This is a genomic window from Peterkaempfera podocarpi (genome assembly GCF_042466665.1).
Classification (GTDB): domain Bacteria; phylum Actinomycetota; class Actinomycetes; order Streptomycetales; family Streptomycetaceae; genus Peterkaempfera; species Peterkaempfera podocarpi.
This window is the reverse complement of record NZ_CP162102.1, coordinates 7,239,514-7,265,806: the sequence shown is the minus strand read 5'-3', so window position 1 is coordinate 7,265,806 and position 26,293 is coordinate 7,239,514. Positions and strand designations below refer to the sequence as shown.

25 protein-coding genes are annotated in these 26,293 nt (G+C 74.0%); 11 read left to right on the top strand and 14 right to left on the bottom strand.

The window, feature by feature from the left end:
- Positions 1 to 22: 22 nt before the first annotated feature.
- Positions 23 to 1,186, bottom strand: coding sequence for a PP2C family protein-serine/threonine phosphatase (locus tag AB0761_RS31920; RefSeq protein WP_377272646.1), 1,164 nt, complete (start codon positions 1,184 to 1,186; stop codon positions 23 to 25).
- A gap of 239 nt (positions 1,187 to 1,425) precedes the next feature.
- Between AB0761_RS31920 and AB0761_RS31915 the strand changes: the two genes are divergently transcribed.
- Positions 1,426 to 2,376: a CAP family protein gene (locus tag AB0761_RS31915; RefSeq protein WP_377272645.1), complete on the top strand. Its 951-nt coding sequence runs from the start codon at positions 1,426 to 1,428 to the stop codon at positions 2,374 to 2,376.
- Positions 2,377 to 2,401: 25 nt separating this feature from the next.
- Positions 2,402 to 3,649, top strand: coding sequence for a Na+/H+ antiporter NhaA (gene nhaA, locus AB0761_RS31910; RefSeq protein ID WP_377272644.1), 1,248 nt, complete (start codon positions 2,402 to 2,404; stop codon positions 3,647 to 3,649).
- A gap of 25 nt (positions 3,650 to 3,674) precedes the next feature.
- On the opposite strand, the gene AB0761_RS31905 is transcribed toward nhaA, so the two are convergent.
- The 3 genes from AB0761_RS31905 to AB0761_RS31895 all read right to left on the bottom strand — a co-directional run bounded on the left by AB0761_RS31905 (position 3,675) and on the right by AB0761_RS31895 (position 6,564).
- Positions 3,675 to 4,649 carry an aldose 1-epimerase family protein gene (locus AB0761_RS31905; protein ID WP_377272643.1) on the bottom strand — a complete coding sequence of 325 codons (975 nt, stop codon included), beginning with the start codon at positions 4,647 to 4,649 and terminating at the stop codon, positions 3,675 to 3,677.
- A 20-nt stretch (positions 4,650 to 4,669) separates the two neighbouring features.
- Positions 4,670 to 5,971 carry a hypothetical protein gene (locus AB0761_RS31900; protein ID WP_377272642.1) on the bottom strand — a complete coding sequence of 434 codons (1,302 nt, stop codon included), beginning with the start codon at positions 5,969 to 5,971 and terminating at the stop codon, positions 4,670 to 4,672.
- Between the two features lie 158 nt (positions 5,972 to 6,129).
- The gene (locus AB0761_RS31895; RefSeq protein WP_377272641.1) at positions 6,130 to 6,564 is read right to left on the bottom strand and encodes a hypothetical protein; all 435 of its coding nucleotides are present in this window, start codon (positions 6,562 to 6,564) and stop codon (positions 6,130 to 6,132) included.
- Positions 6,565 to 6,772: 208 nt separating this feature from the next.
- On the opposite strand from AB0761_RS31895, the gene AB0761_RS31890 reads away from it, so the two are divergent.
- The 3 genes from AB0761_RS31890 to AB0761_RS31880 all read left to right on the top strand — a co-directional run bounded on the left by AB0761_RS31890 (position 6,773) and on the right by AB0761_RS31880 (position 8,224).
- Positions 6,773 to 7,255, top strand: coding sequence for a DUF6325 family protein (locus AB0761_RS31890; protein WP_377272640.1), 483 nt, complete (start codon positions 6,773 to 6,775; stop codon positions 7,253 to 7,255).
- A gap of 8 nt (positions 7,256 to 7,263) precedes the next feature.
- Positions 7,264 to 7,545: an SHOCT domain-containing protein gene (locus AB0761_RS31885; protein ID WP_377272639.1), complete on the top strand. Its 282-nt coding sequence runs from the start codon at positions 7,264 to 7,266 to the stop codon at positions 7,543 to 7,545.
- 88 nt (positions 7,546 to 7,633) lie between these two features.
- On the top strand, positions 7,634 to 8,224 hold the full coding sequence (locus AB0761_RS31880; RefSeq protein ID WP_377272638.1) for a potassium channel family protein: 591 nt from the start codon (positions 7,634 to 7,636) through the stop codon (positions 8,222 to 8,224).
- Between the two features lie 430 nt (positions 8,225 to 8,654).
- Here the strand turns inward: AB0761_RS31880 and AB0761_RS31875 are convergent, their stop codons facing one another.
- Positions 8,655 to 8,933: a hypothetical protein gene (locus AB0761_RS31875; RefSeq protein WP_377272637.1), complete on the bottom strand. Its 279-nt coding sequence runs from the start codon at positions 8,931 to 8,933 to the stop codon at positions 8,655 to 8,657.
- 163 nt (positions 8,934 to 9,096) lie between these two features.
- Between AB0761_RS31875 and AB0761_RS31870 the strand changes: the two genes are divergently transcribed.
- The gene (locus AB0761_RS31870; protein WP_377272636.1) at positions 9,097 to 10,458 is read left to right on the top strand and encodes a chloride channel protein; all 1,362 of its coding nucleotides are present in this window, start codon (positions 9,097 to 9,099) and stop codon (positions 10,456 to 10,458) included.
- Between the two features lie 58 nt (positions 10,459 to 10,516).
- Positions 10,517 to 12,685 (top strand): FUSC family protein, encoded by a 2,169-nt coding sequence (locus tag AB0761_RS31865; protein ID WP_377272635.1) that lies wholly within the window; start codon positions 10,517 to 10,519, stop codon positions 12,683 to 12,685.
- A gap of 16 nt (positions 12,686 to 12,701) precedes the next feature.
- On the opposite strand, the gene AB0761_RS31860 is transcribed toward AB0761_RS31865, so the two are convergent.
- Positions 12,702 to 12,827, bottom strand: a complete 126-nt coding sequence (locus AB0761_RS31860; RefSeq protein ID WP_377272634.1) for a hypothetical protein — start codon at positions 12,825 to 12,827, stop codon at positions 12,702 to 12,704.
- A 141-nt stretch (positions 12,828 to 12,968) separates the two neighbouring features.
- On the opposite strand from AB0761_RS31860, the gene AB0761_RS31855 reads away from it, so the two are divergent.
- Complete coding sequence (locus AB0761_RS31855; RefSeq protein ID WP_377272633.1) at positions 12,969 to 15,284, top strand: SpoIIE family protein phosphatase; 2,316 nt, start codon at positions 12,969 to 12,971, stop codon at positions 15,282 to 15,284.
- Here AB0761_RS31855 and AB0761_RS31850 read toward each other — a convergent pair.
- The 5 genes from AB0761_RS31850 to AB0761_RS31830 all read right to left on the bottom strand — a co-directional run bounded on the left by AB0761_RS31850 (position 15,269) and on the right by AB0761_RS31830 (position 19,363).
- Positions 15,269 to 15,721: a hypothetical protein gene (locus AB0761_RS31850; protein ID WP_377272632.1), complete on the bottom strand. Its 453-nt coding sequence runs from the start codon at positions 15,719 to 15,721 to the stop codon at positions 15,269 to 15,271. The genes AB0761_RS31855 and AB0761_RS31850 overlap by 16 nt on opposite strands.
- Positions 15,722 to 15,949: 228 nt before the next feature.
- Complete coding sequence (gene purB, locus AB0761_RS31845) at positions 15,950 to 17,380, bottom strand: adenylosuccinate lyase (protein ID WP_377272631.1); 1,431 nt, start codon at positions 17,378 to 17,380, stop codon at positions 15,950 to 15,952.
- 144 nt (positions 17,381 to 17,524) lie between these two features.
- Positions 17,525 to 17,968: a MarR family winged helix-turn-helix transcriptional regulator gene (locus AB0761_RS31840; protein ID WP_377272630.1), complete on the bottom strand. Its 444-nt coding sequence runs from the start codon at positions 17,966 to 17,968 to the stop codon at positions 17,525 to 17,527.
- Between the two features lie 241 nt (positions 17,969 to 18,209).
- On the bottom strand, positions 18,210 to 18,608 hold the full coding sequence (locus tag AB0761_RS31835) for a DUF3037 domain-containing protein (protein WP_377272629.1): 399 nt from the start codon (positions 18,606 to 18,608) through the stop codon (positions 18,210 to 18,212).
- Positions 18,605 to 19,363 carry a HipA family kinase gene (locus tag AB0761_RS31830; protein WP_377272628.1) on the bottom strand — a complete coding sequence of 253 codons (759 nt, stop codon included), beginning with the start codon at positions 19,361 to 19,363 and terminating at the stop codon, positions 18,605 to 18,607. The genes AB0761_RS31835 and AB0761_RS31830 overlap by 4 nt, the downstream gene beginning before the upstream one ends.
- Before the next feature lie 263 nt (positions 19,364 to 19,626).
- Between AB0761_RS31830 and AB0761_RS31825 the strand changes: the two genes are divergently transcribed.
- Entirely contained in the window at positions 19,627 to 20,985 is a 1,359-nt protein-coding gene (locus AB0761_RS31825; RefSeq protein WP_377272627.1) for an NAD(P)/FAD-dependent oxidoreductase, read from the top strand.
- Here AB0761_RS31825 and AB0761_RS31820 read toward each other — a convergent pair.
- The 3 genes from AB0761_RS31820 to AB0761_RS31810 are packed head-to-tail and all read right to left on the bottom strand — an operon-like array spanning position 20,965 to position 23,726.
- Complete coding sequence (locus tag AB0761_RS31820) at positions 20,965 to 21,774, bottom strand: FAD:protein FMN transferase (protein ID WP_377274442.1); 810 nt, start codon at positions 21,772 to 21,774, stop codon at positions 20,965 to 20,967. The two genes, AB0761_RS31825 and AB0761_RS31820, sit on opposite strands and share 21 nt — an antisense overlap.
- A gap of 32 nt (positions 21,775 to 21,806) precedes the next feature.
- The gene (locus AB0761_RS31815) at positions 21,807 to 22,301 is read right to left on the bottom strand and encodes an FMN-binding protein (RefSeq protein WP_377272626.1); all 495 of its coding nucleotides are present in this window, start codon (positions 22,299 to 22,301) and stop codon (positions 21,807 to 21,809) included.
- A 27-nt stretch (positions 22,302 to 22,328) separates the two neighbouring features.
- A complete protein-coding gene (locus AB0761_RS31810; RefSeq protein WP_377272625.1) occupies positions 22,329 to 23,726 on the bottom strand; it encodes a ferric reductase-like transmembrane domain-containing protein in 1,398 nt (465 codons plus the stop codon).
- 243 nt (positions 23,727 to 23,969) lie between these two features.
- Between AB0761_RS31810 and AB0761_RS31805 the strand changes: the two genes are divergently transcribed.
- Together AB0761_RS31805 and AB0761_RS31800 are read left to right on the top strand one after the other, a co-directional pair.
- A complete protein-coding gene (locus AB0761_RS31805; protein ID WP_377272624.1) occupies positions 23,970 to 24,725 on the top strand; it encodes a response regulator transcription factor in 756 nt (251 codons plus the stop codon).
- Positions 24,722 to 26,287 (top strand): sensor histidine kinase, encoded by a 1,566-nt coding sequence (locus tag AB0761_RS31800; RefSeq protein WP_377272623.1) that lies wholly within the window; start codon positions 24,722 to 24,724, stop codon positions 26,285 to 26,287. The genes AB0761_RS31805 and AB0761_RS31800 overlap by 4 nt, the downstream gene beginning before the upstream one ends.
- Positions 26,288 to 26,293: the final 6 nt, after the last annotated feature.

Here is a 26,293-nt window from a genome sequence, read left to right as displayed (position 1 = left end):
CCGGGCCGGGACGGGCAGCCGCTCAGGAGAGCCCGCCGGAACCCCCGCCCGGATCGCCCGCACGGTCCGCCGCGGCACCGACGCGGCGGACCACCAGTACGGCGACGTCGTCCCGCTGCTTTCCCGAGGTGAAGCGGCGGAGGTCGGCGCCGAGCGCCCCGGTGAGCTCGGCGGTGCTCAGCCGTGACCAGCCCGCCAGCCGCTCACCGAGCGGGTAGAAGGTGCCCGTCCGGTCCCTGGCCTCGGTGACCCCGTCGGTGCACAGCAGCAGCGAGGAGTCGGGCGGGAAGTCGAACGACGCGACGGCCCGCGGGTCGGCCGACAGGCTCTCCAGGCCCAGCGGCACCCCGGGCTCGCCGAGGGCGACGGACCGGGCCCCCGACCCGTCCAGCAGCTGCGGCGGGATGTGCCCGCAGTTGATCGCCTGGCAGGTCGTCCGCTCGTCGACACCGAGCACCAGCGCGGTGACGAACCGCTCGTGCTCGCCCTCGCGGCTGGCGTAGAGATTGTGCCGGACCACCGCGTCCTCCATGGCCGTCACCACCGCTGCGAGCGTCGGTTCGCGGTGGGCCGCCTCCCGGAAGGCCCCGAGCACCGCGAACCCCGCACCGATCGCCTGCAGCCCCTTGCCCTGCACATCGCCGATCAGCACCCGGCTGCCGTAGGGGGACGCCACCGCCTCGTAGATGTCCCCGCCGACCAGCCGGTCGCTCTCGATGGGCCGGTACAGGCCGCCGACCACCAGCAGATCGGTGATCAGCGGCAGCGGACGCAGGATCTCCCGCTGCAGGGCGGCCGCGGTGGACCGCAGCCGCCCCAGCTCCTGCTCGCGGTGAATGCGCCGCCGGCACGCCTCCACGCTGAGGCCGCCGAGGATCGCGCAGAACACGGACGCCAGCACCGTCTCGGTCACGGTGTGTTCCGGCAGGTGGTTGAGCGACACCCCGACGGCGACCGTCGCCCACACCGCGGCCAGCACGGTCTGGGCGACGGTGCCGAAGATGGCGGCGAAGGCGGGCAGGAAGATCAGCAACGGGGCGAGCCGTACATCGATGCCGCTCAGCGCCCCGACGCCCAGGACCACCGCGGTCAGGCCCACCACCGTCGCCACGACCGGCCGCCGGGCCGTCCCACGGGGCAGCGGCTGCGGCGTCCGCGGGCGCCGCGACCGGAAGGTGGCTCGCACCGGCTCCGCCCTCCTCGTCGGCACCGCCCCGCCCCGGACACCGTACGGGGCCTCCCCATCGATCCTGGTGCACCTGCCTCCGCCGCCGCCTGCGCAGGTACCCCGAAGGGATGAGCGCACCGCCGGCGGTGGGCACGCCGCCACTCGGACCAATTGCGGGCCCCGGGGGCGGCGGTGCGGTGGACTTCACCCGCCCGTCCCCACCCGCGGAGCGCGGCCCACACCCTGGAGGTCACCGGATGAAGAAGCTCGGACTGCTGCTCACCGCCGCGGCCCTGGTCGCGGTGGCGGCTGCGCCCGCACCCGCCCGGCCCGCGCTCCCCAACACCACCGACCAGCGGTTCCTCAACGAGGCACTGCGCTCGGTGAACGCGGTCCGCGCCCGGCACCACGCCCCGCCGCTCACCCTGGACCGGCGGCTCTCCGAGTGGGCTGCCGCCCGCGCCCGCGACCTCTCCCGGCAGGAGGGACTGCACGGCGCCCACGGCGGCGCCCACCCCGGCACGGGCGAGAACGTCTACTGGGGTGCCTCCTCGGTCCCGGCGCGGCGCAGCGCACAGGACGCGGTGACCTCCTGGTACCAGGAGGCCCGCGGCTACGACTTCAAGCACCCCGGCACCGGCCGCGGCACCTCGCGGTTCACCCAGCTGGTCTGGCGGTCCAGCACACAGCTGGGTGCGGCCCGGGTGTCGGGACGGGGCGCCCACTGGTACGAGACCTACATCGTCTTCCTCTTCCGCAGCCCGGGGAACATCCCCGGGCAGTACGCACGCAATGTCCAGCCCGCCGCGGCCGGCAACGCCAAGCCGGGCACGGGCGCAGGGCCGGGCACGGGCGCAGGGCCGCGTCCCGGCAACGCCAGGCCGACCACGGGCGCCGGACCCCGGCCCGGCAACGCCAGGCCGACCGCCGGCCCAGGGCCGCGCCCCGGCACACCGCCCCACCCCGCCGGGCCGCCCGTGGCCGGGGCGAAGGGCGGCGGAGCGGCCGGGCGGGGGCCGGCCGGCAGCACGGAGGCATCCACCCCGACGGGTGGCCGCCCGGCAGGCCAGGCCGCGGCGGCCCCGGCAAGGCCGGCGGGCCCCAGCGACAACACCGGCAGCAGCGGCAGCGGGCAGGACAAGGAGCCCCGTCCCGCAGCGGCGGCTGCCCAGGACGTCCCGGCCGCCGACGGGGACCAGCAGGACTGAGCCGGCGCGGGACAGGGGGTAGCGGATGGCCGGCACACGGCGGCGGCTCTTCGGCCGCCTGTCGCTCCACGAGCGAACCTTCGTCCTTGACGCGCTGCGGACCGAGACGGTGGGCGGTGTGCTGCTGCTGGCCGCGGCGGCGCTCGCCCTGGTGTGGGCCAACGTCCGGCCGCTCCAGTACCAGAATCTGCTGCACCGCACAGTGGGCCCGTCCGGACCGCTCCACCTGCATCTCACCCTGGAGGCCTGGGCGACCGAGGGCCTGCTGACGGTGTTCTTCTTCGTCGCCGGGATCGAGCTCAAGCGCGAACTGGTCTCCGGCGACCTGCGGGACCGCCGGGCGGCCGCCCTGCCGGTGGCGGCCGCCGTCTGCGGCATGGCGGTGCCGGCCCTGGTCTACACCGCCGTCAATCTGATCGGCGGCGGGCGTCCCGGCGGCTGGGCGATCCCGATGGCGACCGACATCGCCTTCGCCCTCGGGGTCCTCGCCGTCGTGGGGTCGTACCTCCCGTCGCCGCTGCGCGCCTTCCTGCTGACCCTGGCGGTGGTCGACGACCTCGGCGCGATCCTGGTGATCGCGGTCTTCTACACCTCGCACATCCGCTATCCGGCGCTGCTGGCCGCGCTGGCGGGCCTCGGGCTCTTCCTGCTGCTGCAGCGGCTGCGGGTGCACGGCTGGTACCTCTACGTCCCGCTGGCGCTCGCCATCTGGGTGATGATGCATGTGAGCGGCATCCATGCCACGGTGGCGGGCGTCGCCATGGGCCTGATGCTGCGCTGCACCCAGGACGAGGGGGAGACGGAGACCCCGGCCGAGCGCGTCGAGCATCTGGTCCGTCCGTTCTCCGCCGGGCTCGCGGTACCCCTGTTCGCCTTCTTCGCCTGCGGTGTCCCGCTGTCGGCGCACGCCCTGGGCCAGGTCTTCACGGAGGCGGTGCCGCTGGGCATCGTCGCGGGGCTGGTGGTCGGCAAGCCGCTGGGCGTCTTCGGCGGTACCTGGGCGACCGCCCGCTTCAGCCGGGCCGAGCTGGACCCCGGCCTCCAGTGGGCCGACGTCCACGCCGTGGCGACGCTGGCCGGCATCGGTTTCACGGTCAGTCTGCTCCTCTGCGAGCTGGCGTTCCCGCACGACCCGGGACTGACCGAACGGGCCAAGGCGGCGGTCCTCACCGGGTCGGTGCTCTGCGCGCTGACCGCCGCCGTACTGCTGCGACTGCGCAGCCGGCACTACCGCCGCCTCTACGAGGCCGATCTCGCCGAATCCCCCACCTGAAGCGCTCTGTCCGGGCCCGTGCCGCTCAGGCCTGCCAGGGGTTGAGCCCCCAGCGGAGGGTGTGGCACCCCTGCGGGGCGAGGTGCACCAGGTCGGTGCCGGAGCGGAAGGCGTCCGGCGGGCAGGTCATGGGCTCCACCGCGATCCCCCGGCGGCGGACCTCCCCGGGGAGGGTGTCGCCGGTGTAGAGCTGGACCGCCCGGACGCCCTCGCCCAGCCACAGATCGGTACCGTGCGCGCCCGACGGATGGGCCAGCCGCACCACCGGCGTGCCGTCGGGGCCGGGGACCAGGTCGGTGAAGGCGGTGTCCAGCCGCAGGGCGCCGATGGCCTGCGGGGTGCGGAAGTCGTACGGGGTTCCGTCCACGGGCTCGCCGCCGGCCGGTGTCCCGCGGTCGTCGGTCAGGATCCGGCAGTGGGCGGGTACGGTCAGCACCGCCTCGTCGACCAGGCCGGTGCCCACCGTGAGGTAGGGGTGCTGCCCGGCGCCGTAGGGCGCGGGCCGGTCGGAGAGGTTGCGGGCGGTGAGCGCCACCGAGAGCCCCGCCGGGCCGAGGGTGTACTCGGCGGTGACCTCCAGGTGGAACGGGTAGCCGGGCTGCGGCCAGACCACGGCCCCGAGCACCACCCGGTCGTCCCGCTGTTCCACCGGCTGCCAGGTGGACCAGCGCAGCAGGCCGTGGATGGCGTTGCCGCGGGCGGGTTCGGTCAGCGGCAGCTGGAACTCCTCGCCGTCCCAGCGGTAGCGGCCGTCCCTGATCCGGTTGGGCCAGGGCACCAGGATCTGACCGCGGCCACCGCTGATCCGGTCTGCGGCGGCGAAGCCGTCGAGGACCGGCCGGTCGCCGACGGTGTAGCTGCGCAGCGCGGCGCCCAGTTCGACGACCACTGCCCGCTGGTCACCGTGGGCGATGGTGTACTGCCGCCCGGTGCGGTACTGGTCCGTGCTGGGCTGGTCCGTGCTGGGCCGGTCCGTACTGGGCTGATCCGTGCGGTGCACCTGCTGCCTCCAGGTCGCGGTCAGGGACCGGTGTCGAGGAACTCCCGGACGGCGAACGCCATCAGTACGGCGAAGGCGCACCAGAGCACGACCCCGGTCGTGGGGTAGTTCCAGGTGAACAGGACCACGGCCCCCACCGCAAGGATCAGCACGCCCAGCGGCCGCTTGCGGCGGTGGACGAACCGCCCGACCGCGCCCAGGTGCAGTCCGGCGGAGTCCGCCGTACCGCGCACCGCGCCGATGCCGTTCCGGCAGGCGGTGCGGACGGTGACCGCGGGCCGGGACGGTCCGATCAGGAACGCACCGAGAGCGGTGACGGCGGCCAGCGCGAAGACGGCCCGCACGGCGGAGCGCAGAAAGTGGGAGAGCGCGTCAAAGACCGATGCCGCCGCGGCGGTCGATACCCCTGGGGGCAGCCGGTCGAGGTAGATGGCGCGGAAGGCGGCCAGCACCACGCCCAGCACCAGCATGGCCGCCGCCACCCCCAGGGCGGCGCCGACCAGGGCCCGGCGGCGGCGGGCCGCGAGCAGTACCCCTGCGGCGGCGATCAGCACCGTCACCGCGGGGAGCCACCCGCCGGCCAGTTCGAGCAGCCGGAACCCGGTCTTGACCCGGCCGATGTCCTGGGAGGCGAAGACGACGAACTGGGTGTGCAGCGCGGGGATCCTGGCGGCCGGGCCGAAGCCGGCCTTGACCAGTTGGTCCTTGACCCTGGCGATGACCGGCCCCAGATCGATGGACACCTGGTTGTTCTGCAGCGACACGGCGCCGCCGCCCTTGCCGGTGAGGGCCTTGTCCAGGGAGCTGTGCACCGTGCGGTTGGCCTCGATCCAGATGGTCTCGAAGGCGCTGCTGGAGACCACCTTCTGCACGGTGCTCCCCACCAGGTCGCCGAGGCCTGTGCGGATCGGCCCGCTGAGGTGGGTCAGCAGGTCCGCGGCCTGCGGTGGGACACCCTTCTGCTGGGCGGCCTTGGCGAGCCGGTCGACCACCGAGGGGACGTCGATCCGGTCCAGCACAACGGCGGTGGTCCGTCTGGTGACGGCCTGCTGGATGTCCGGATCGGAGGCGAGTGGGGCGACGGTGGCGACATAGCGGTCGGTGTCCCCGACGATGCTGCTGGCCCAGACGGCGACCACGGAGGGGACGGAGAGCACCGAGGCGAGCACGATCAGCAGCACCGACCAGATCGCACGGACCCGGTGCCGCCGGACGGCGGGCGGCGGTTCGTGCTGTTCCAGCGCCGCGATCCGCTGCCGGAGCTCGTCGAGGCCGCCCGCTGCGGGGGGCTCCGGCTCCGGACCCGGTGCACTGGTCGCCATCTGCGCTCCTGGGGTGGGACGTGGGGTCGGGCTCCGGGGGACCGCCGCGGGAGCGGCTCTGCGCGGGTGCCGCCGTGTGCGCCGTCCGGGTGGGCTTCGCGCCGAAGGCGGATCCCGGTCGGCGGGCCGACCGGGATCCAGGGGCAGGCGCGGGGCCGTCAGGTCACCGCGCCCTCTCCGGTCTTGGCACACAGCGCCCAGATGATGACGACGTCCAGCGCGATCACCACGATGGCCCACAGCGGGTACCAGGGCAGCCAGGCGAAGTTGGCGATCAGGCTCAGACCGGCGAGCGCGACACCCACCACGCGGGCCCACATGGCGCCGGTGAAGAGCGCGATACCTGCGAGCGCGACCACGATTCCGAGGATGAGATGGATCCAGCCCCAGCCGGTGGTGTTGAACTGGTACGCGTAGCTGCGTGTGACGACCAGCAGGTTGTCCTTGGCGATGGCGGAGATGCCCTCGAAGACCGCCGTGATACCCGTGAAGATCATCATGACTGCGGCGAACATCGTCCAGCCGGACACCTGCGGGCTCCCGGCACCGGGAGCGGCGGTGCTGGTCCCGGCGCCACTGACATGACTGGCCATGTCGGGCTCCTTCTCGAGAGATCGTCCCCCGCTCTGCGGACGCGAACCGGGTCGATCGACGGCCCCTTCCCTCAGCGTGCCATCGGCGGCACGCAGAGGCATCTCGGAGCGGCCGCTCCAGAAATGCGGTGCACCGCACCCGGTGGTCGAATGGGCAGTGGCGGGGCCGCCTGCCGCCCCGGACGCACGTGTACCCGGAGGAGTCGACGTGAGCGACGAGCTCGAGGATCTGGGACCGATCGACTACCTGGTCGTGGAGTTCCCGGGCAACCGTATGACCGGTGAGGGCCTTCCCCTGCTGCTCGACCTCGTCGACCGCGGCATCATCCGGGTCCTCGACCTGGTCTTCGTCCGCAAGGACCGCGACGGTTCGGTCTCCGTACTGGAGGCCAACCAGCTCAGCGGCGACGGAGGCCTGGATCTGACCCTGTTCGAGGGCGCCTCGTCGGGGCTGCTGGGCCGGGACGACCTCACCGAGGCCGGCTCCGCCCTGGAGCCCGGCAACTCCGCGGGCATCGTGGTCTACGAGAACCTGTGGGCGGAGCCGCTGGCCGCCGCGCTGCGCCGGTCCGGCGCCCGGTGGGTGGCCGGCGGCCGCATTCCGGTGCCGGCCCTGATGGCCTCGCTGGACGCCGCCGAGTCCGCCCAGGAATCCACGCACGGCCCCCGGCCGTACGTCATCGGGAAGTGAGCGACACCATGACCGGACTTCTCCGCGGGGTCGCCCGCACGGCTGTCGTGGCGGGCACCGCGACAGCGGTCGCCAACCGGGTGTCACGGCTCCAGGCCGGCCGCTGGGCGGAGCAGACGCAGTCACCGCAGCCGACGGCCCCGCAGTCCTCGACGCCGCCGGACGCCCCGGTGGAGGACACCGTGGCGGTCAAGATCGACCAATTGAAGCAGTTGGGCGACCTGCGGGACCGGGGTCTGCTCACCGACGCCGAGTTCGCCGAGCAGAAGGCCCGGCTGCTGGCCTCCTGACCCCTGGGAGCCGAGCCCGGCGCGGACACCCGCCGGGCTCGGCTCCCAGGGCCGCCCCGTCCACGGTACAGAGGGGTATAAAGGCCCCATGCCGGACAGCAAGCCGGCCCGGACGGCCGGGGCACCACACGGCGGCCCGCCCCCCGAGGCCGGCCGCGGGCTGCTGCTGCGCACACTGCTGCGCTCGACGGCGACGGTGACGGTGCTGCTGGCCCTCTACTACGTGGCGCCGCTGGACAGCAGCCATATGAACCTGGTGACGGTGCTGGAACTGGCCGTGGGGCTGGCGCTCTTCTGCAGCCTGGCGGTCTACCAGGCGGTGTCGATCATGCGGTCGAACCACCCCAGGCTGCGGGCGCTGGAGGCGCTGTCCAGCCTGGTGCCGCTGTTTCTGCTGGCTTTCTCGGCGGCGTACTTCCTGCTCGCCCGGAACGCCGGGTACTCCTTCACCGAGCCGCTGGACCGCACGGATGCGCTGTACTTCACCGTCACCGTCTTCGCCACGGTGGGGTTCGGCGACATCGCACCCGTCACCACCACCGCACGGGTGCTGACGACCGTGCAGATGACGGCGGACCTGGTGCTGGTGGGCGTGATCGCCAGAGCGCTGCTGGGCGCGGTCCAGGTGGGACTGCGGCGGCGCGGTGACACGGCGCCGCCGCTGCGCGAGCCGGACTAGTCCGACGACTCACGTCGTCAACGCGCGCGGCATCCGGTGCAGGGCCTGTCCTCGCCGGAGGCGGGCAGAGCAGGGACCCCTCCTGCCCGGTCGCGGGCAGGAGGGAAAGGTGCCGTGCCGGGCGCCGCGCGCCAGACGGGAATTGTTCGGACAAGCGCTGGGGCTCAACGGCTCAACGGGCAGGTACCGGTCAGACTCGGACGCCGGCCTAGTGCCGCCCCCGCCAACGTTTGCCTTCCCCCAGCCTGGCGGCCGGGAGGTGCCCCCACGCCGCGGCGTCTGGTGCGTGCGATCGCAAGGCGGCCGGAAGCCCTTGTACTGGGTCGTACCTGGGCTTTCGGCCAACGCAGCGAGCGTGCGTGCCTGGGGGCACCTCCCGGCCGAAGGCCGGGGGAGCGTCGCGGCAGGGCAAAGGTTGGCGGGGGCGGCACTAGCTCCGCCCGTCGCCCGCGGCCGCCGCCGCCCGCCAGGCCTCCATGCCCGCAAGCGAGGCGTGCCGGGCCTGGCGCAGCTTGGCCGCCGCCCGTTCGCTGGGCGGGACTTCCAGCTGCCGCACCCAGCGGCGGCCGGCGGTCGCGAGGGCGAAGCCGGCGAGTCCCATGCCGGCGAGGGCCACCAGTGCGCCGCCGGCGATCAGTACGGCGCCGGCTGTGACAAGCCGGGTGTCGATGTCCAGCGCCTGGGAGGTCGAGTGGAAGTGGTGGTTCATGCCCTCACCATGCGCCACCGTGGGCGGCCTCGCATCCCGGGCGCCCGGCCCCCGCACGCCGCGCCGAGATGCCGGACCGCGACCGGTCACCGAGGCTGGAGTGACATCGGCCGCGGTCGTCGGCCGGTCGGCGAGGGGCGCCAGTCAGCGAGGAGACACGGGGATGGCACAGTCCGGAGAGGCGCCCGAACCCTCGTCCGTGCACGAGGTGTTCCGCAACCCGGGCTATCTGCGGCTGCTGCTGCTCTCCGCCGTGGTCGGCATCCCGGTCTCCCTGATCGCCTTCGGCTTTGTCGCCCTGCAGCACGAGATGCAGCACGGTGTCTGGGTCTCCCTCCCCCATGCCCTGGGGTGGCCCGCCGCGCCGTGGTGGTGGCCGCTGCCGTGTCTGACGCTCGGTGGTCTGCTGGTGGCCTGGTGCGTCGTCGCACTGCCCGGCCACGGCGGGCACGTCCCTGCCGAGGGATTCGGCGGGGCGCCGACGCTGCCCTCCTATCTGCCGGGCGTGGTGCTCGCGGCGCTGGCCGGCCTCTCACTGGGCGCGGTGCTGGGCCCCGAGGCGCCGCTGATGGCGCTGGGCAGCGGGCTGGCGCTGATGTCCGTACGGTCGGCCCGGCGGGCCGCGACACCGCGGCTGGTGCCGGTGCTGGGGGCTGCCGGTTCGGCGGCCGCGATCTCCACGATCCTGGGCAGCCCGCTGGTCGCCGCGGTGCTGATGATCGAGGTGGCCGGGGTCGGCGCGCCGCAACTCTATGTGGTGATCCTCCCCAGTCTGCTGGCGAGCGGGGTGGGCGCACTGGTCTTCACCGGCTTCGGCCACTGGACCGGCCTCCAGGTGGGTTCGCTCGCCCTGCCGCTGTCGGGGCACACCCAACCGCTGGACGCGGCCGACCTGCTGTGGGGGGTTGCGCTGGCCGCGGTGACCGCGCTGCTCACCGCCGGGGTGATGGTGCTGGCCCGTCACGCCGCCGTGTGGACCCGCCGCCGGACCCTTGAACGCACCGTGCTGTGCGGGCTTGCCGTGGGGGTCTGCGCCGCCTGCTACGCACTGGCGGCCGATCGCCCGCCCGACGACGTGGCACTCTCCGGCCAGGAGACCCTGGCGACCCTGGCCATGGACCCGCACAGCTGGCCGGTCTCCACGCTGCTGTTGCTCCTGCTCTTCAAAGGGGTGGGCTGGGCGATCTCCCTGGGCAGCTTCCGGGGCGGCCCGATCTTCCCCTCGGTGCTGATCGGCGCCGTCCTCGGGGTGGCCTGCGCCGGACTCCCGGGCTTCGGTGCGCTGCCCGCCATGGCGGCGGGCCTCACCGCGTCCTCCACCGCCGCGCTGCGGCTGCCCATCTCGGCGGTGGTGCTGGCCGCACTGCTGCTGGGGAAGACCGGGGTCGACCAGATCCCGCTGGTGGTGATCGCGGCGGTGGTCTCCTTTGTGGTCGGCGAGCTGCTGCGCGGCCGGGCGCCTGCTCCGGCGGACGCGGCGCCCCGGTCCCCGCAGCCGGGGCGGACCGCCCGGACCGAGCAGTGAACGGGCCCGCGTGGCGGCCGGTCCGCGACGCCGCCCACCACGAGCCGTACTCCCCGCGATGGCCGTGACCGCACCCCTGGACCGCTTGTGCCGGCGGGTCCCCGGCCTGACGGCCGCCCTCCGGCAGGGCACCCGGGTGACCGTCGCGGCGAGCGTGGGCTTCTACGTCTGCCGCTACGGCCTCTCCAACCGGACGATGGGCACCTATGCGATCTTCGCCACCCTCGCCACCGGGGTCCTCTCCCAACTGGGCGGCCCGCCGGCGGAACGGGCCCGGACCCTGCTGCGGGCCCTGCCTGCGGCGTATGTGCTCATCACGGTCGGCACCGTGCTGGCGGCGCACGCCTGGGCTGCGGCGCTGGGCATGCTGCTGCTCGGCTTCACCGTGTCCTTCGCCGGGGTGGGCGGCCCGCGGCTGGTCGGCCTGACCAACGGACTGCAGCTCCTCTACATCCTGCCGTGCTTCCCGCCGTACGTGCCCTCCGCCCTGCCCGACCGGCTGGCCGGGGTGACCGTCGGTGTGGGACTGCTGGCCGCGGTCGAGGTGGCGCTCTGGCCGGACCCGCCGCCCGAGCGCTACCAGGACCGGCTCGCCCGCGCGGCGGACGCGCTGGCGGACTGCACGGACGCGCTGGGGGATGCCGCCGAGTGCCGGCCGGGAGCTGTGCAGCGGGCCGAGCGGCTGGTGCCGCTGACCGCCGCCGCCGTGGAGGAGCTGCGCTTCTCGCGCATGCCGCCGATGGAGCGGCCCGCCTCCGCCGGCCGGGTCGACCGCTCACGCGGCCACACGGCGTCCGCACTGCGGTACGCCGCCTCACAGACCGGGCGGCTGGCCGAGCTGAGCCGCAGCAACAAGCTGCTCCCGTCAGCCGGGACCCTGCTGCACTGCACCGCCCGGGCGCTGCGCGCCGCCGCGGCCGCTCAGCGTGGCACCGGTCCTCCGCCCGACACCGGGGAGCTGGAGCAGGCGGTGCGGGTCTTCGAGCAGCTGCGGGCGGACGCGTTGCGCCGGCTGGCGCCCGAGGCGGACCGGCATCGGGTGCGCCAGGGCTCGGTGGCGCTGGATGTGGCCGTGGCGACCCGCTTCGTCCTGCTGGGAACCCGGATCGGCAGGGGCGCCCCGGTGCCGCCGGACGAGGCGCCGCCGGAGGAGCGGCCGGGCCCCTTCTGGTACGCGGAGCAGCCGACGGCGATGCTGTGGTGGACCCGGCTGCGCTGCCATCTGACACCGCGTTCGGTCGCCTTCCAGAGCGCGGTGCGCATCGCCCTGGCCCTGGCCGCTGCCCGGCTGACCGCCGCGGGACTCGGGGTGACGCACGGCTTCTGGGTGCTGCTGGCGACGCTCACCCTGATGCGGGGCACGGCGGCGGACACCAGGACGGCCCTGCGTCCGGCGCTGATCGGCACTTTCCTGGGGGCGCTGGCGGCCGGGGTCCTACTGGTGGCGGTGGGCCACCATCCGGCGTTCTACGCCGCGGCGATGCCTCCGGTGATGCTGCTGGCCTTCACCGCGGGTCCGCTGCTGGGTCAGGGCTGGGGGCAGGGGCTGTTCACCCTGGTGGTGTCGATCCTCTTCAGCCAGCTGGCGTCGGCCGGCTGGCAGCTGGTCGAGGTCCGGCTGCTCAATGTGCTCGTCGGGGCAGTGGTGGGCACCGTGACGGGGCTGTGCGCCTGGCCCCGGGGCGGCGGCGGGGAGCTGCGCAGGGCGATGGGCGACTTCCTGAGCGGTGCCGCGGACGCGGTGCAGGAGACCGTGGCCGTGGTGGGCGGGCGCCCGCACCGGGGGCAGGCCCTGCCGCACGCCCGGCAGGTCATGATCCTCGCCGAGGCGGGCTATGCGCAGTACCACGCCGAGCGGGCGGACCGCCGGCTGGCCGGGGTGGACTGGCAGGCCGCGCTGGTCGCCGGGCAGTTCAGTGTGCGCGGGGCGGAGGTGGTGCTGGGCCGCTCCTCCCCCGGGTGTCTGGCCGGGGCGCCGATCGCTGTGGGGCATCTGGAGCGGGAGGCCGCCAGGGTGGCCGCCGCCTACCGCAGGGCCGCGGCCGGGTTGCGGCTGTCCGTACCCGTTCCCCCAGCGGCGCTGCCCGACCCGGGCGCCGGCAACCGGGCCACCCGTGACGCCACCGGGCAGGAGTCGCTGTATGCGACGGACCTACGGGTCTGGCTCGCCGCCGTCGCCCGCAATCTGACCCGGCTCGCACCCGGGCCGCCCGGCGACGGGAGCTGATCGGGGCGGCGACCGGTCAGTCCTGGCGGCGTTGCGGCGCCGGCCGGTCCCGGTAGCGCAGGCCGCCCATCAGGAAGAGCAGGGTCCCGGCGAGGATGGCGAGCACCAGCAGCGTGTATCCGATGATCTGGAGAGCGAGCACGACACTTCCTCCACGGTCGGCATGCCGGATATGACCCATTAAGTCATGCAAACGGAGGCTTTGCAGCAGAAGTCTGCGATTGTGGAGGCAGGACCGGAGCGGGCCCGTACGACGAGCGGAGCCGCGGAGGTGAGCTGATCAGTGACGGAGCCGGATCCCCTGATGCTGCTCGACGCCGAGGGTGTCGTCGTGGAGTGGAGCCGTGAGGCGGAGCGGCTGCTCGGCCGCACAGCCGAGCAGGCAGTCGGGCGGCCTGCGGCGTCGCTGATCCCGCCGGAGGGCCGCGCCGCGGAGGGCCTGCGGCTGGAGCTGCGTCCCATGGCGGCGGCGGACGGGGCCGCGGCGGACGGGGCGGCGGCCTGGGCCGTGTCGGCCCGGACCGAGGCCTCGGCGGCCCAGTGGGCGATCAACTCCGCCGTGCTGGAGGCGCTGTTCACCCAGTCGCCGCTGGGGCTGCACGTCCTGGACCCGGAACTGCGGGTGCTCAGGTTCAACGCCAACGCCTCCGGCGCCCGGGACGTGGACCCGCAGGACGTGGTCGGCCGGCACATCTCCGATGTCTACCCCGCCTGTGACCACGGCCAGGTGGAACCGCTGCTGCGCAAGGTCCTCTCCACCGGCGTCAAGCTCCAGGACCACCTGTTGCACTGCTGCCCGCCCTCCCGGTCGGGCAGGGAGCACATCTTCTCGGTGTCCGCCTTCCGGCTGACAGATCCGGACGGGCAACTGCTCGGCATCGCCGTCTCGGTGACCGACGTCACCGAGCGTGAGCACACCAGGGCCCGGCTTTCGCTGCTCCATGACGCCCGGATGTCCATCGGCACCACCCTGGACACCATGAAGACCGCGGTCGAGCTGACCGAGGTCGCCGTCCCGCGCTTCGCCGACGCGGCGGCCGTGGACCTGCTGGACTCCGTGGTCAGGGGTGCGGATCCGCCCCTCGGCCCGGTCGACCCCGATGTCCCCGTACGGCGGGCCGCCTTCCGCTCCCTCCACTCGGAGCTGGGCGCCTTCCCGGTCGGAGCGGTGAGCGGCTTCCCCTTCCCCACCCCGTTCACCCAGAGCCTCACCGATCTGGAACCCCGGGTGGTACGCGACCTGGAGACCGAGGGCCGCGAGTGGCTGGCCAACGACCCGCAGCGGGCCGCGAGGCTGCGGTCGGTCGGCGCGCACTCGCTGATCGTGGTGCCGCTGGTGGTGCGGGGCGCGGTGCTTGGCCTGGTGAGCTTCTACCGCACAAACCATCCCGACGCGTTCGACGACGACGACCTCACGGTGGCCGTGGACCTGGCCGCACGCACGGCGCTCTGTGTGGACAACGCCCGCCGCTTCACCCGCGAGCACACCGTCGCGGTGACCCTCCAGCGGCACCTGGTGCGCTCCACACCGCCGCGGCAGGACGCGGCCGACATCGCCCGGTACTACCTGCCGGCCGGCGCCGGAGGCGACTGGTTCGATGTGATCCCGCTCTCCGGGGCACGGGTCGCCCTGGTGGTGGGCGACGTCTCCGGGCGGGGCCTGCGCACCGCCGCCACCATGGCGCGGCTGCGCACCGCCATCGACGCGCTGGCCGTGCTGGACCTGGAGCCGGACGAACTGCTCGCCAGGCTCGACGACACCGCGCTGCGGATCGCCGAGGAGAGCGCCGACTGGCCGACCCCCGCCGCGGCGTCGGCCGAGTCGCTCCGCGCCACCTGCCTCTATGTGGTCTACGACCCGCTGTCCCGGCGCTGTACGGCCGCCAGCGCCGGTCATCCGTCCCCGCTGATCACACACCCGGACGGCACGGTGGAACAGCTGGAGGTGCCGACCGGGCCGCCGCTGGGCGAGGGCGACCTGCCGTTCGACGCCTGCGATCTGCGGCTGGCCGAGGGCAGCCTGCTCACCCTGTTCAGCCAGGGCATGCTGTGCGGCACCGCGGAGCCGGAGGACGGCCTGCGGCGGCTCCGGGAGGCGGTCACCCGGCCCGAGCGGCCGCTGAAGGACATCTGCGACACAGCCGTCTACACACTGCTGCCCGCCCGCCCTCGGGAGGACGCGGTGCTGCTGCTGGCCCGCACCCGCGTCCTGGGCCCGGACCGGGTGGCCACCTGGGAGCTGCCCTGCGATCCGTCCTCCGCGGCGACGGCCCGCTGCCGGGTACGGGAGCAGCTGATCGCCTGGGGGCTGGCGGACGAGCTCTTCTCCGCCGAACTGATCGCCAGTGAGCTGATCACCAACGCGGTGCGCTACGGGGCCGCGCCGATCCATCTGCGGCTGATCCGCGACCAGGCGCTGACCTGCGAGGTCTTCGACTCGGGTGGCAACGCCCCCCGGCTGCGGCACGCCCGGGCCAATGACGAGGGCGGTCGTGGGCTGTTCATCGTCGCCCGGATGGCGCAGAGCTGGGGCACCCGCTACACGGGAAGCGGCAAGGTGATCTGGGCCCGGCAGGCGATCACTCATACCGAGGGCTGAGCGAACCAGGCGGACGCCGAGGTCAGCCCCCAGATGATCACCGCGTCGATGGCGACCACCAGCACCCCCAGCACCGGTGCGGCGGGGATGAAGAACATCCAGCGCACGGCGCTGACGATGGCGAAGGCAAGGGCCAGCAGTCTGCCGGTGAGGCGCTGGCGGCCGTGGAGCGCCCAGGCGGCGTAGAACGCGAGCAGCGCGGTGACCAGGTCGAACACCGCCCACCAGGCGTGTGCCGACCCGAAGACCGCGAACTGCTGACGGGTGAGCCAGTCGCTGTCCGCCCACTCGGTGATCGAGGCGATCACCAGGAAGGTGCCCAGCAGCACCATCATCACGGAGGCGAACTCCACCCGGCTCGGCATGGGCTCGTCGCTGCGCTGTTCCGCGGACGAAGCACCGGCCGGCGGACCACCGGCGGACCACTCACTGTGCATGCCGAGCTCCTCGCTGTCCGGTGCCGCCGGCGGGCAGGCCGCACCCGCCCCGGTACCGGCTTAGCACCGTGAACCGCCCGCAGCACGCCGGGCCGGCGGCAAACGCCCCCGAGCGGGTGGTGGAGCGCGCTCCCCGGAACCCGCCGCGGGCTGCCCGCAACCCGCCGTAGGCTGCCCGCAACGCAGTGCGGCCCCGCCGGAGCGGGGCCGCACTGCGTTGCCTAGACGTCAGAGGATGGCGCCGGGGGTGTACTTGGCGGCCTCCGGGTAGCGGTCTGCGGTCTCCTGCACCCGACGGGCCACCTCGGCGACCTGGGCACCGGCGGCACCGGTGAAGGAGAGCGGGTCGGCGAGCAGTGCGTCCAGCGCGGCGCGGTCCAGCGGGATCCGGTCGTCGGCGGCCAGCCGGTCCAGCAGCTCGTTGTGCCGGGCGCCCTCCCGCATGGCCAGCGCCGAGGCCACCGCGTGCTCCTTGATCACCTCATGGGCGGTCTCCCGGCCCACGCCGGCGCGCACCGCGCCCATCAGCACCTTGGTGGTGGCCAGGAACGGCAGATAGCGGTCCAGCTCGGCCTCGATCACGGCCGGGAAGGCACCGAACTCGTCCAGCACCGTCAGGAAGGTCTCCAGCAGGCCGTCGAAGGCGAAGAAGGCGTCGGGCAGCGCCACCCGGCGGACCACGGAGCAGGAGACGTCGCCCTCGTTCCACTGGTCGCCGCCGAGCTCCGCGGTCATCGAGGCATAGCCGCGCAGGATGACGGCCAGACCGTTGACGCGCTCGCAGGAGCGGGTGTTCATCTTGTGCGGCATGGCCGAGGACCCGACCTGGCCGGGCTTGAAGCCCTCGGTGACCAGCTCGTGCCCGGCCATCAGCCGGATGGTCTTGGCCAGGCTGGACGGCGCCGCGGACAGCTGCACCAGGGCGCTGAGCACATCGAAGTCCAGCGAACGGGGGTAGACCTGGCCGACGCTGGTGAGCACCTGGTCGAAGCCGAGGTGACCGGCGACGCGGCGCTCCAGCTCGTCCAGCTTGGAGGCGTCGCCGCCGAGCAGGTCCAGCATGTCCTGGGCCGTTCCGACCGGTCCCTTGACACCGCGCAGCGGGTAGCGGCCGATGAGGTCCTCAAGGCGGGCGAAGGCGACCAGCAGCTCGTCGGCCGTGGTGGCGAACCGCTTGCCGAGGGTGGTGGCCTGGGCGGCGACATTGTGCGAGCGGCCGGCCATGACCTGCTCGGAGTACTGGGCGGCCAGCCGGCCGAGGCGGACCAGCACCGCGACGGTGCGGTCGCGGACGTGCTCCAGCGACTGCCTGATCTGGAGCTGCTCGACGTTCTCGGTGAGGTCCCGGGACGTCATGCCCTTGTGGATCTGCTCATGCCCGGCGAGGTCGCTGAACTCCTCGATCCGCGCCTTGACGTCATGCCGGGTGACCCGCTCCCGGGCGGCGATGGACGCCAGGTCGACCTGGTCGACCACACGCTCGTAGTCGGCGACGGCGGTGTCGGGGACCTCGATACCGAGGTCCTGCTGGGCCTTCAGCACGGCCAGCCAGAGGCGGCGCTCGAGCACCACCTTGTGTTCGGGGGACCACAGCCTGGCCAGCTCCGCAGAGGCATACCGGGCGGCGAGGACATCGGGGATCTGGGGCTTGGCGCTCACGTTCGGCAAGCCTAACAGCCCTGGTCAGCACAGGCCGGTCCGGGCGGCCGGGTGGGCGGCGCGGTCAGTCCTGTCCGGGCGCGGTCAGTCCTGTCCGGGCGCGGTCAGTCCTGTCCGGGCGCGGTCAGTCCTGTCCGGGCGCGGTCAGTCCTGTCCGGGCGCGGTCAGTGCGGGCAGCAGCGCCCCGCAGGCCGCGAGGAGGGCGCGCCGCTGCTCGGTGTCCAGTGCGCCGAAGGCCTCCTGGGCCCGGTCCATCCCCGCGCGGATACGGTGCAGGGCGTCGCGCCCCGCGTCGGTGGCGACCACGATCTTGACCCGCCGGTCGGCCTCGGCCGCCTGCCTGGCGGCCAGTCCGCGGGCCTCCAGGCGGTCGACGATGCCGGTGACGTTGGAGGCGTCGCAGCCCAGCCGCCCGGCCAGCGCCCGCATCGGAACCGGCTCCTGGACCGCTCCCAGCGCCTTGGCCTGCACCGAGGTCAGCCCGAGGCGCGCGGCGGCGGCCGCGAAGTCGTGGAAGTAGGCGGTCCCCACGGCGGCGACCGCCTCCATGAGCTCGGCGGTGGTGGGAGCAGCGGTGGTCTCGGACATGGGGCCACCGTACGGCAGGAAACTTGACAACTTCAAGAATCCATGATCACAACCTGTCGGACCGGCCGTGGCCGCACCCCGGCGCCCGCCCTCGGGCGGTCGCCGACCGGCAGCACCTTCCCCGCCCGCGCCCGCCAGAGACCGGTGCGGCCCTGCACCACCCCGGCCGGTGGCGCCCCGCCGTACCCGGGCCCGCCGGATCGCCCGGCCCCCCGTGGCGGCGTCCGCGGACCGGACGGGCTCAGCGGACCAGCAGCTGGACCAGCCGCTCCAGTTCGGCCTGCGGGTCCGCGGTGAGGCCGGTGTGCACGGGGCCGGGCTGGACCACGGTGCTGCGCGGTGCGGTCAGCCAGCGGAACCGCTGCCCGGGGTTGTCACCCGCGGCCTGCCCGGCGTGCTCGCCGCCCAGGCAGACGCCCTCGACACCGCGCAGCACCCGGCGTACCCCCGCCGCGTCCGCCGCGGGGTCCAGGGCCAGCAGCCGTGCCTCGTCCAGATGGGTGCGTACCCCCACGAAGGAGGCGGCACGGCAGTAGAGCAGCACCCCGACGTTGATGCACTCGCCGCGCTCCACCCGGGGTACCGCCCGCAGGACCGCGTACTCGAAGTCATGGCGTTGCGGCCGGTCGTCGACGGTCATGCCGCTGCCTCCGGAAGCCAGTCGCGGGGTCCGGCCATCCGGGCCGCCAGCAGGTCGACATAGGCGGCGCGGACCGCGTCCGGGGTGTCGAACCCTGGCTCGTCCGCCAGCCACTCGTCGGGGATCAGCGCCGCGGTCTCCTTCAGCAGGCCCACGGTGACCAGCGGTGCCAGCTCGCGGTCGGCCGCGGCCACGTCCGGGGAGAAGCGGGCGAGCGCATGGTCGGCGGCGTCGAAGGGGCGGCGCGCCCAGGCTGCGGCGCCACGCCAGTGGTGATGGAAGATCAGGCAGGCGCCGTGGTCGATCAGCCACACCCGGCCGTCCGCGAACAGCAGATTGGGATTGCGCCAGGACCGGTCCACATTGCCGATCAGCGCGTCGAACCAGACGATGCGGCCGGCCAGTGCGGAGTCGACCTCGAAGCAGAGCGGGTCGAAGCCCAGCGCCCCGGAGACGAAGGCCATGCCCAGGTTGAGGCCCCCGCTGGCGCGCAGCTGGTCCTGCACCTGCTGGTCGGGCTCGCTGCGGGCCAGCACCGGGTCCAGCCGCAGCCGCAGCAGCGCCGGGACGCTGAGGCCCAGCCGCCGGCCCAGCTCACCGGCCAGCACCTCGGCGACCAGGGCCTTGCGGCCCTGGGCGGCGCCGATGAACTTGGCGACGTAGACAGCCTGGTCGTCGCCCTCGACGACGCCCGGCATCGACCCGCCCTCACGCAGTGGCGTCACATAGCGGACCGCCGTCACCTCGGGAAGCACCGTCCCACCCTACCGTCGGTGATCAGCCGCCCGGCGCGGAGCACCGGGGCCCGGGACCTGCGCTGCGGGCCACGGCCCGTCGCTGTGCCGGGCACCACGGACCCAGGCATGAAGCGCGGCGGTGTGGTCAGGATCCACAGCAAGGCCCGTCCGTGCGGGTGGCGAGGCCCGGCGTCGCGTGCCACTGTGGCCGCAGATGGCAAGGGCCGCACCGCCCGCGTGGGCCGGCGACGGTTCGGGACCAGCACGGTGAGGGATGTCAGATGGAACGACCTCGGATCCTGGTGGTGGGCGGCGGCTTCGCCGGTGTGGAGTGCGCCCGGCGACTCGAACGCAAACTGGCGCCCGCCGAGGCGGAGATCGCCCTGGTCACGCCGTTCAGCTATCAGCTCTACCTGCCGCTACTCCCCCATGTCGCCGCCGGGGTGCTCACCCCGCAGTCGGTGGCCGTCTCGCTGCGCCGGACGCTGCACCGCACCAACATCATCCCGGGCGGCGCCATCGGTGTGGACGCCCAGGCGAAGATGTGCGTGATCCGGACCATCAGCGACGAGGTGGTGGTCAAGCGGTACGACTACCTGGTGCTGACCCCCGGCAGCATCACCCGCACCTTCGACATCCCCGGCCTCAACCAGTACGCCCGCGGCATGAAGACGCTGGCGGAGGCCGCCTACATCCGCGACCATGTGATCTCCCAGCTGGACCTGGCCTCCGCGACCCATGACCGCGCCGAGCGGGAGTCGCGGCTGCAGTTCGTGGTGGTGGGCGGCGGCTACGCGGGCACCGAGACCGCCGCCTGTCTGCAGCGGCTGACCACCGCGGCCGCACGGCGCTACCCCCGGCTGGACCCCCGGCTGATCCGCTGGCATCTGATCGACATCGCCCCACGGCTGATGCCGGAGCTCGGCGAGAGGCTGGGCCTGACCGCACTGGAGATCCTGCGGCGGCGGGGAGTCGAGGTGTCGCTGGGCGTGTCGGTGGCCGAGGTCGGCGAGGACAGCGTCAAGTTCACCGACGGCCGGCTGGTCCCCTCCCGCACCCTGATCTGGACCGCGGGCGTCGCGGCCAGCCCGCTCATCGGCACCCTGGGCGCCGAGACCGTCAAGGGCAGGCTCGCGGTCACCGCGGAGATGCGGGTCCCGCACATGGAGGGGATGTTCGCCCTCGGCGACGCCGCCGCCGTACCGGACCTGGCCAAGGGCGACGGGGCGGTCTGCCCGCCGACCGCACAGCACTCGCAGCGGCAGGGCAAGACGGTCGCCGACAATCTGGTCGCGACACTGCGCAACCAGCCGCTGAAGCCCTACCACCACCGGGACCTGGGACTGGTGGTGGACCTCGGTGGCACCGACGCGGTCTCCCGGCCGCTGGGCGTGGAGCTGCACGGCCTGCCCGCCCAGGCGGTTGCCCGCGGCTACCACCTGATGGCGCTGCGCACCAATGTGGCCAAGGCCCGGGTGACCTCCAACTGGACGCTGAACGCGGTGGCGGGGGACGACTTCGTCCGCACCGGGTTCCTGTCACGGCGCCCGGCCTCGCTGCGGGACTTCGAGTACACCGACTCCTATCTGACCGCCGAGCAGGTCAGGGAGCACACCCGGTCACTGCTGGCCAAGGGCTGACGGCAGGGCCTGCCGCCAGTCGCCGGGTCCCGCGGGTCCCCTCCGGGCGGCGGCGAGCAGCGGGAAGCGGGAGGTGCTGCGCAGGCTGCCGTCGGGCAGGACCGCCAGCGCCTCCAGGCCGCTTCGGGCCTCCAGGACACCCAGGCAGTCCGGGCCCATGGCGAAGCCCGCGGTCGCCCAGACGTCGGCCTCGGTGAGGCTCTGCGCGACCACCGTCAGCGAGGCCAGGTCGGTGGCCGGCGCTCCGCTGTGCGGGTTCTGGATGTGCGTACCGCGCTCGGCGTTTCCCGAGGTCGCGACCGCGATACCGGATCCGGCGGCAACAGCCGCCAGCCGGCCGGGGCGCAGCGGATGGGCGATGCCGATCCGCCAGGGCTGACCGGGGGCGGCTCCGCCGGTGGTCTGGATGTCGCCCCCGCCGCCGACGCTGTGGCTCACCGAACCGGCGGCGCGCAGCAGCCGCGCGGCGTGTTCCACGGCCCAGCCCTTGACCAGGCCCGAGGGGTCGAGCCGCCCGCCGGGCCGGGCGGTGAACCAGCCCCCGGTCGACTCCGCCGCCTGCGCGCACCGCTCCAGCACCTCGGCGACCTCGGGGTCGCACTCCTCGGCGGTGAGCTCGCCGCGGTCCAGCCGGCTGATCTGGCTGTCCGGACGGTAGGTGGAGAACACCGCGTCCACCCGGTGCAGCCAGTCCACGGCGTCCCGCAGCGCGGCCTCGATCGCGGCGCGGCGGCCGGGGTCCGCCCCGGCGTCGGCATCGCGGATGTCGAAGGAGAAGACGGTGCCCATGGCGTGCTCCACATGCCGCAGCGGTGCAGCGTTCACAGGCCGGCCCGGTCGATGGCGCTCTGCAGCGAGCGGGTGTAGCCGTCGCTGGTGTAGGTCGCTCCGGAGACGGCGTCTATCTCGGCGCTCTGGGCGCTCAGTGCCTCCTGGTTGAGGACCGGCAGGGCATAGCTGTTGATCTCCTGGTCGCGGTGGTCCTCAGTGGGGTACTGGACCACGGAGACGTCGATGATCTTCCGGCCCTTGACGGTGATCCGCACCTGCACCGGGCCGTAGCGGGTGCTGGCCACGTCCCCGGTGATGCTGCGGGTCCCCGTCGAGGCTCCGCCGGACGACGAGGAGGCCGCCCCGGTGGAGCCGGTGCCGGCCTGGTCGTCCGTGGCCCCGGTGCCGGTGCCGGTGGCGGTGCCGGTGCCTCCGCCGGAGGTGATGGGCGCGCCCGCCGCGGCGGACTCGTCATGGGGCTTGAGGGAGAGCAGCAGCACCACCCCGGAGACGGTGGCTGCGCTGGTGATGATCGCTCGACGCACGGTCGGCTCCTTGCTGTCGGGGGGCGGTCAGAACGCGAAGGACTCGTGATGGATCCGGCCGCGCGGCACCCCGGCCGCCCGCAGGGCGCGGACCGCGGTGGCGGCCATCGCCTCGGGCCCGCAGAGGTAGACGTCGTGTGCCGCGAGGTCGGGCACCAGCCGCCGCAGCGCGGCCGGCTCCAACGGCTCCCCGATCTCGGCCCGCGCGCCGACCAGACAGTGCAGGGCTGCGCCACGGGCGGCCGCTATGGCCTCCAGTTCCCCGCGGAAGAGCAGGTCCTCGGCCCGGCTGACCCGGTAGAGCAGGGTGAGGTCGCCGGGCGCGGCCGGCAGGGTCTCGAAGAGCGCACGCAGCGGCGTGATGCCCACCCCCGCCCCGATCAGCAGCACCTTGCGGGAGCGGCGGCGGGCGGCGGTGAAGGCTCCGTAGGGGCCCTCGGCGCGTACCCGCGTACCGGGCCTGAGCCGGGCCGCGGCACGGCTGTGGCCGCCGAGGTCCTTGACGGTGAAGCGCAGATAGCGGGGGTGGATTGGGGCGGAGAGCGAGTAGGGGTTGGCGGCCCAGCGCAGCCCCGGCACCAGGAACTGCAGCCGGAAGAACTGCCCCGGTTCGGCCCGCAGCTCCTCCAGGTGCCGCCCGGTGAGGAACACCGAGACCACGCCAGGCCCCTCCGGCCGCACCTCGGCGACCTGCAGCCGGTGGCGGCGGTCCAGGCGGAACGGGACGGCCAGCCGGTACCAGCCCAGCAGTGCGGCGCTGCCGAGGTAGAGCCCGTACCAGCAGGCGCGGGCGGCCGGGCTGCTGACGAAGTCGGCGCCGTTGGCCAACTGGTGGGCGAAGGCGAGGGCGACGGCCAGATAGGTCGCCAGGTGCAGGAAGTACCAGACCTCGTAGCCCAGCCGGCGGCGGGCGGCCCTGGCCGAGACCGCCGCGGTGCCGAGGAGCAGCAGGGTCGCGGCGGTCGCCTTCAGCATGTCCGGATAGCCGAGGACGATGTCGGCGGTCTCGGTGACCACTCCGGTGCGTCCGGTCAGCGCATAGCCCCAGATGATCAGCGTCAGGTGGGCGGCGACCAGGCTGATCATGTAGCGGCCGCCCATGGCGTGCCAGCGGGCCAGCCGGTCCGCCCCCACACCGCGCTCCAGGAACGGCAGCCGTGCCATCAGCAGCACCAGCAGCGGCGCCGCATAGCCGGCCAGCAGACCGGTGATCCGGCCGGCGTCGGTGAGCCAGGCGGCGGTTCCGGCGACGGCGGGGGTGTCCTGCCACCACAGCGCGAGCACCGCCGCTGCGCCGGTCCACACCGCGGTGAGCACCACGGCCGCCACCGTGCCCGGCGGCGTCCGCCGGGGCCGGCGCGCGGGGCTGCGGCGGTGCGCCGGTGGGCGGCCCGTCGCCGGGCGTCCGTCGGCAAGGGTCGTCATGGGCTCCTCCTTCACGGTGCGGGTGCGGCCCTGCAGGTCCGGGGGCTGCGGCACCCGGTCACCCTGGCACCGGCACTTCTGCGTTCGCTATGAATCCGCGCCGCCCGCCGACTGCCCCGCCGGACAAAACCGCAGGTCACATTAGCGGTGGGCGGTTCAGGGGCGGTATGGGGTTCTCATAGGGTTCTCAGAACCGGCAGGGAGAATGAGGGCGGCACCCCCACCCGACCGGACGGAAGCCCCATGGACGAGCAGACCCCGACCGCCGCGCCCGCGCCGCCGGACGGCTCCGCCGTGCGCGTCCTGGTGGTCGACGACGAACCCGATCTGGTCGAGGTGCTCTGCGGGGTGCTGCGCTATGAGGGCTGGCAGGTCCGCGGTGCCGCCGACGGGACCACGGCGGTGGCGGCGGCGGCCGAGCTGCGGCCGGACGCCGTGGTGCTGGATGTGATGCTGCCCGACGTGGACGGGCTGGAGGTGCTGCGCCGGATCCGGGCCGTGCAGCCCGAGGTCTGTGTGCTCTTTCTCACCGCGCGTGACGCGGTGGAGGACCGGATCGCCGGGATCACCGCGGGCGGCGACGACTATGTCACCAAGCCGTTCAGCCTGGAGGAGGTGGTGGCCCGGCTGCGGGGGCTGCTGCGCCGCGCCGGGATGGCCCGTCCCCGCTCCGGAGCCGCTCCGGTGCCCGGTGACGGCTGTCTGGTGGTGGGGGACCTGGTGATGGACGAGGAGGCCCGCGAGGTGAGCCGCGGCGGCGAGGTGGTCGAGCTGAGCCCCACCGAGTTCGCCCTGCTGCGGTTTCTGATGCGCAACCCGCGCCGGGTGCTCAGCAAGGCCCAGATCCTGGACCATGTGTGGTCCTACGACTTCGGCGGTCAGGCCCATGTGGTCGAGCTGTACATCAGCTATCTGCGCCGGAAGATCGACGCCGGGCGCCGCCCGCTGATCCACACCGTCCGCGGTGCGGGCTATGTCCTCAAGCCGGTGCAGTCATGAGCATCGCCGCCACCTGCGCCGCCGTGGCCCGCCGGGCCCTGCCGCGCACCCTGCGGGCCCGGCTGATCGCCGGTCTGCTGGTGCTGCTGGCAGCCACCTGCACCGGTGTCGGGGTGGCCACCACCACCGCCCTGGAGCGCTTCCTGGTGGCCCGCCTGGACCAGCAGCTCGTCGACGCCGGCGGCCGCTACGCGGCGAGCCTGGAGCACCGCTCCGACATTCGGCCGGACGGCGGCAGTGACACCCGTGCGCAGGCCACCGGCACCTTCGGGGCCCGGCTGGCCGGCGGCCGGGTCACCCGGTGCGGGGTGGTCGACGGCGACGCCGACGATCTGCGGGGCGGCAACGCCGACGACACCGTGGCACTGACCGCCCGGGACCGCGCCACCCTGGCGGCGCTGCCCGTGGACGGCCGGGCCCGCACCGTCCGGCTCTCGGCCCTGCAGCCGTACCGGATGCGCGCCGTCCCGGGGCAGGACGGCGATGTGCTGGTGACCGGGCTGCCGCTGGAGCCCGTGGAGCAGACGGTGCACCGGCAGGCCGCGATCGAGGCCGTGGTGTTCTGTGTCGCCCTGGTGGCGGCCGGCTCGGCGGGGGCGGTGTGGGTCCGGCTGTCGCTGCGCCCGCTGCGGCGGGTCGCCGACACCGCGCAGCGGGTCAGTGAACTCCCGCTGGCCAGCGGACGGGTGGCCCTCTCCGAACGGGCCCCGGACGCCGACCCGCGGACCGAGGTCGGGCGGGTGGGCGCCGCGCTCAACCGGATGCTGGGCCATGTCGAGGACTCACTCGGCCAGCGGCACGCCGTGGAGGAGCGGCTGCGGGCGTTCGCCGCCGACGCCAGCCATGAGCTGCGGACCCCGGTGGCCACCGTACGGGGCCATGCCGAGCTGGCACTGCGCCACCCCGGACCGGTGCCGGCCGACATCAGCCATGCGCTGGAGCGGATCCAGTCCGAGTCGCAGCGGATGGGCGCCATCGTGGAGGACCTGCTGCTGCTCGCCCGGCTGGACGCCGGCCGCCCACTGGCCCGCGACCAGGTGGACCTGACGCTGCTGGCGGTGGACTGCGCCGCGGACGCCAGGGCCGCGGGTCCCGGCCGGCGGTGGCGGCTGGAGCTGCCCGAGGAGCCGGTGACGGTGGTCGGGGACGAGCACCGGCTGCGGCAGGTGGTGGGGAATCTGCTGGCCAACGCCAGGGCCCACACACCCGAGGGCACCACGGTGACGCTGCGGATCGATCCGCCTGCGCTCCCGGACGGCACGGTGGTGCTGACCGCCGCCGACGACGGTCCCGGTCTGCCGCCGGGCCTGGGCGACGCGGTCTTCGACCGTTTCGTCCGGGGTGACCGGGCCCGCTCGCGGACTACGGGCAGCACCGGGCTGGGGCTGGCCATCGTCCGGGCGGTGGTGACGGCGCACGGGGGCAGTGTGGCGGTGGAGAGCCGCCCCGGCCGGACGGCCTTCCGGGTGCTGCTCCCCCGCGGACCGCACCGTCCGGAGCCATGTGGGCTCACCCCTGGGAGTGAGCCGATGGCAGCAGCGGAGAGTCACCCCAACGGGTGACTTTCG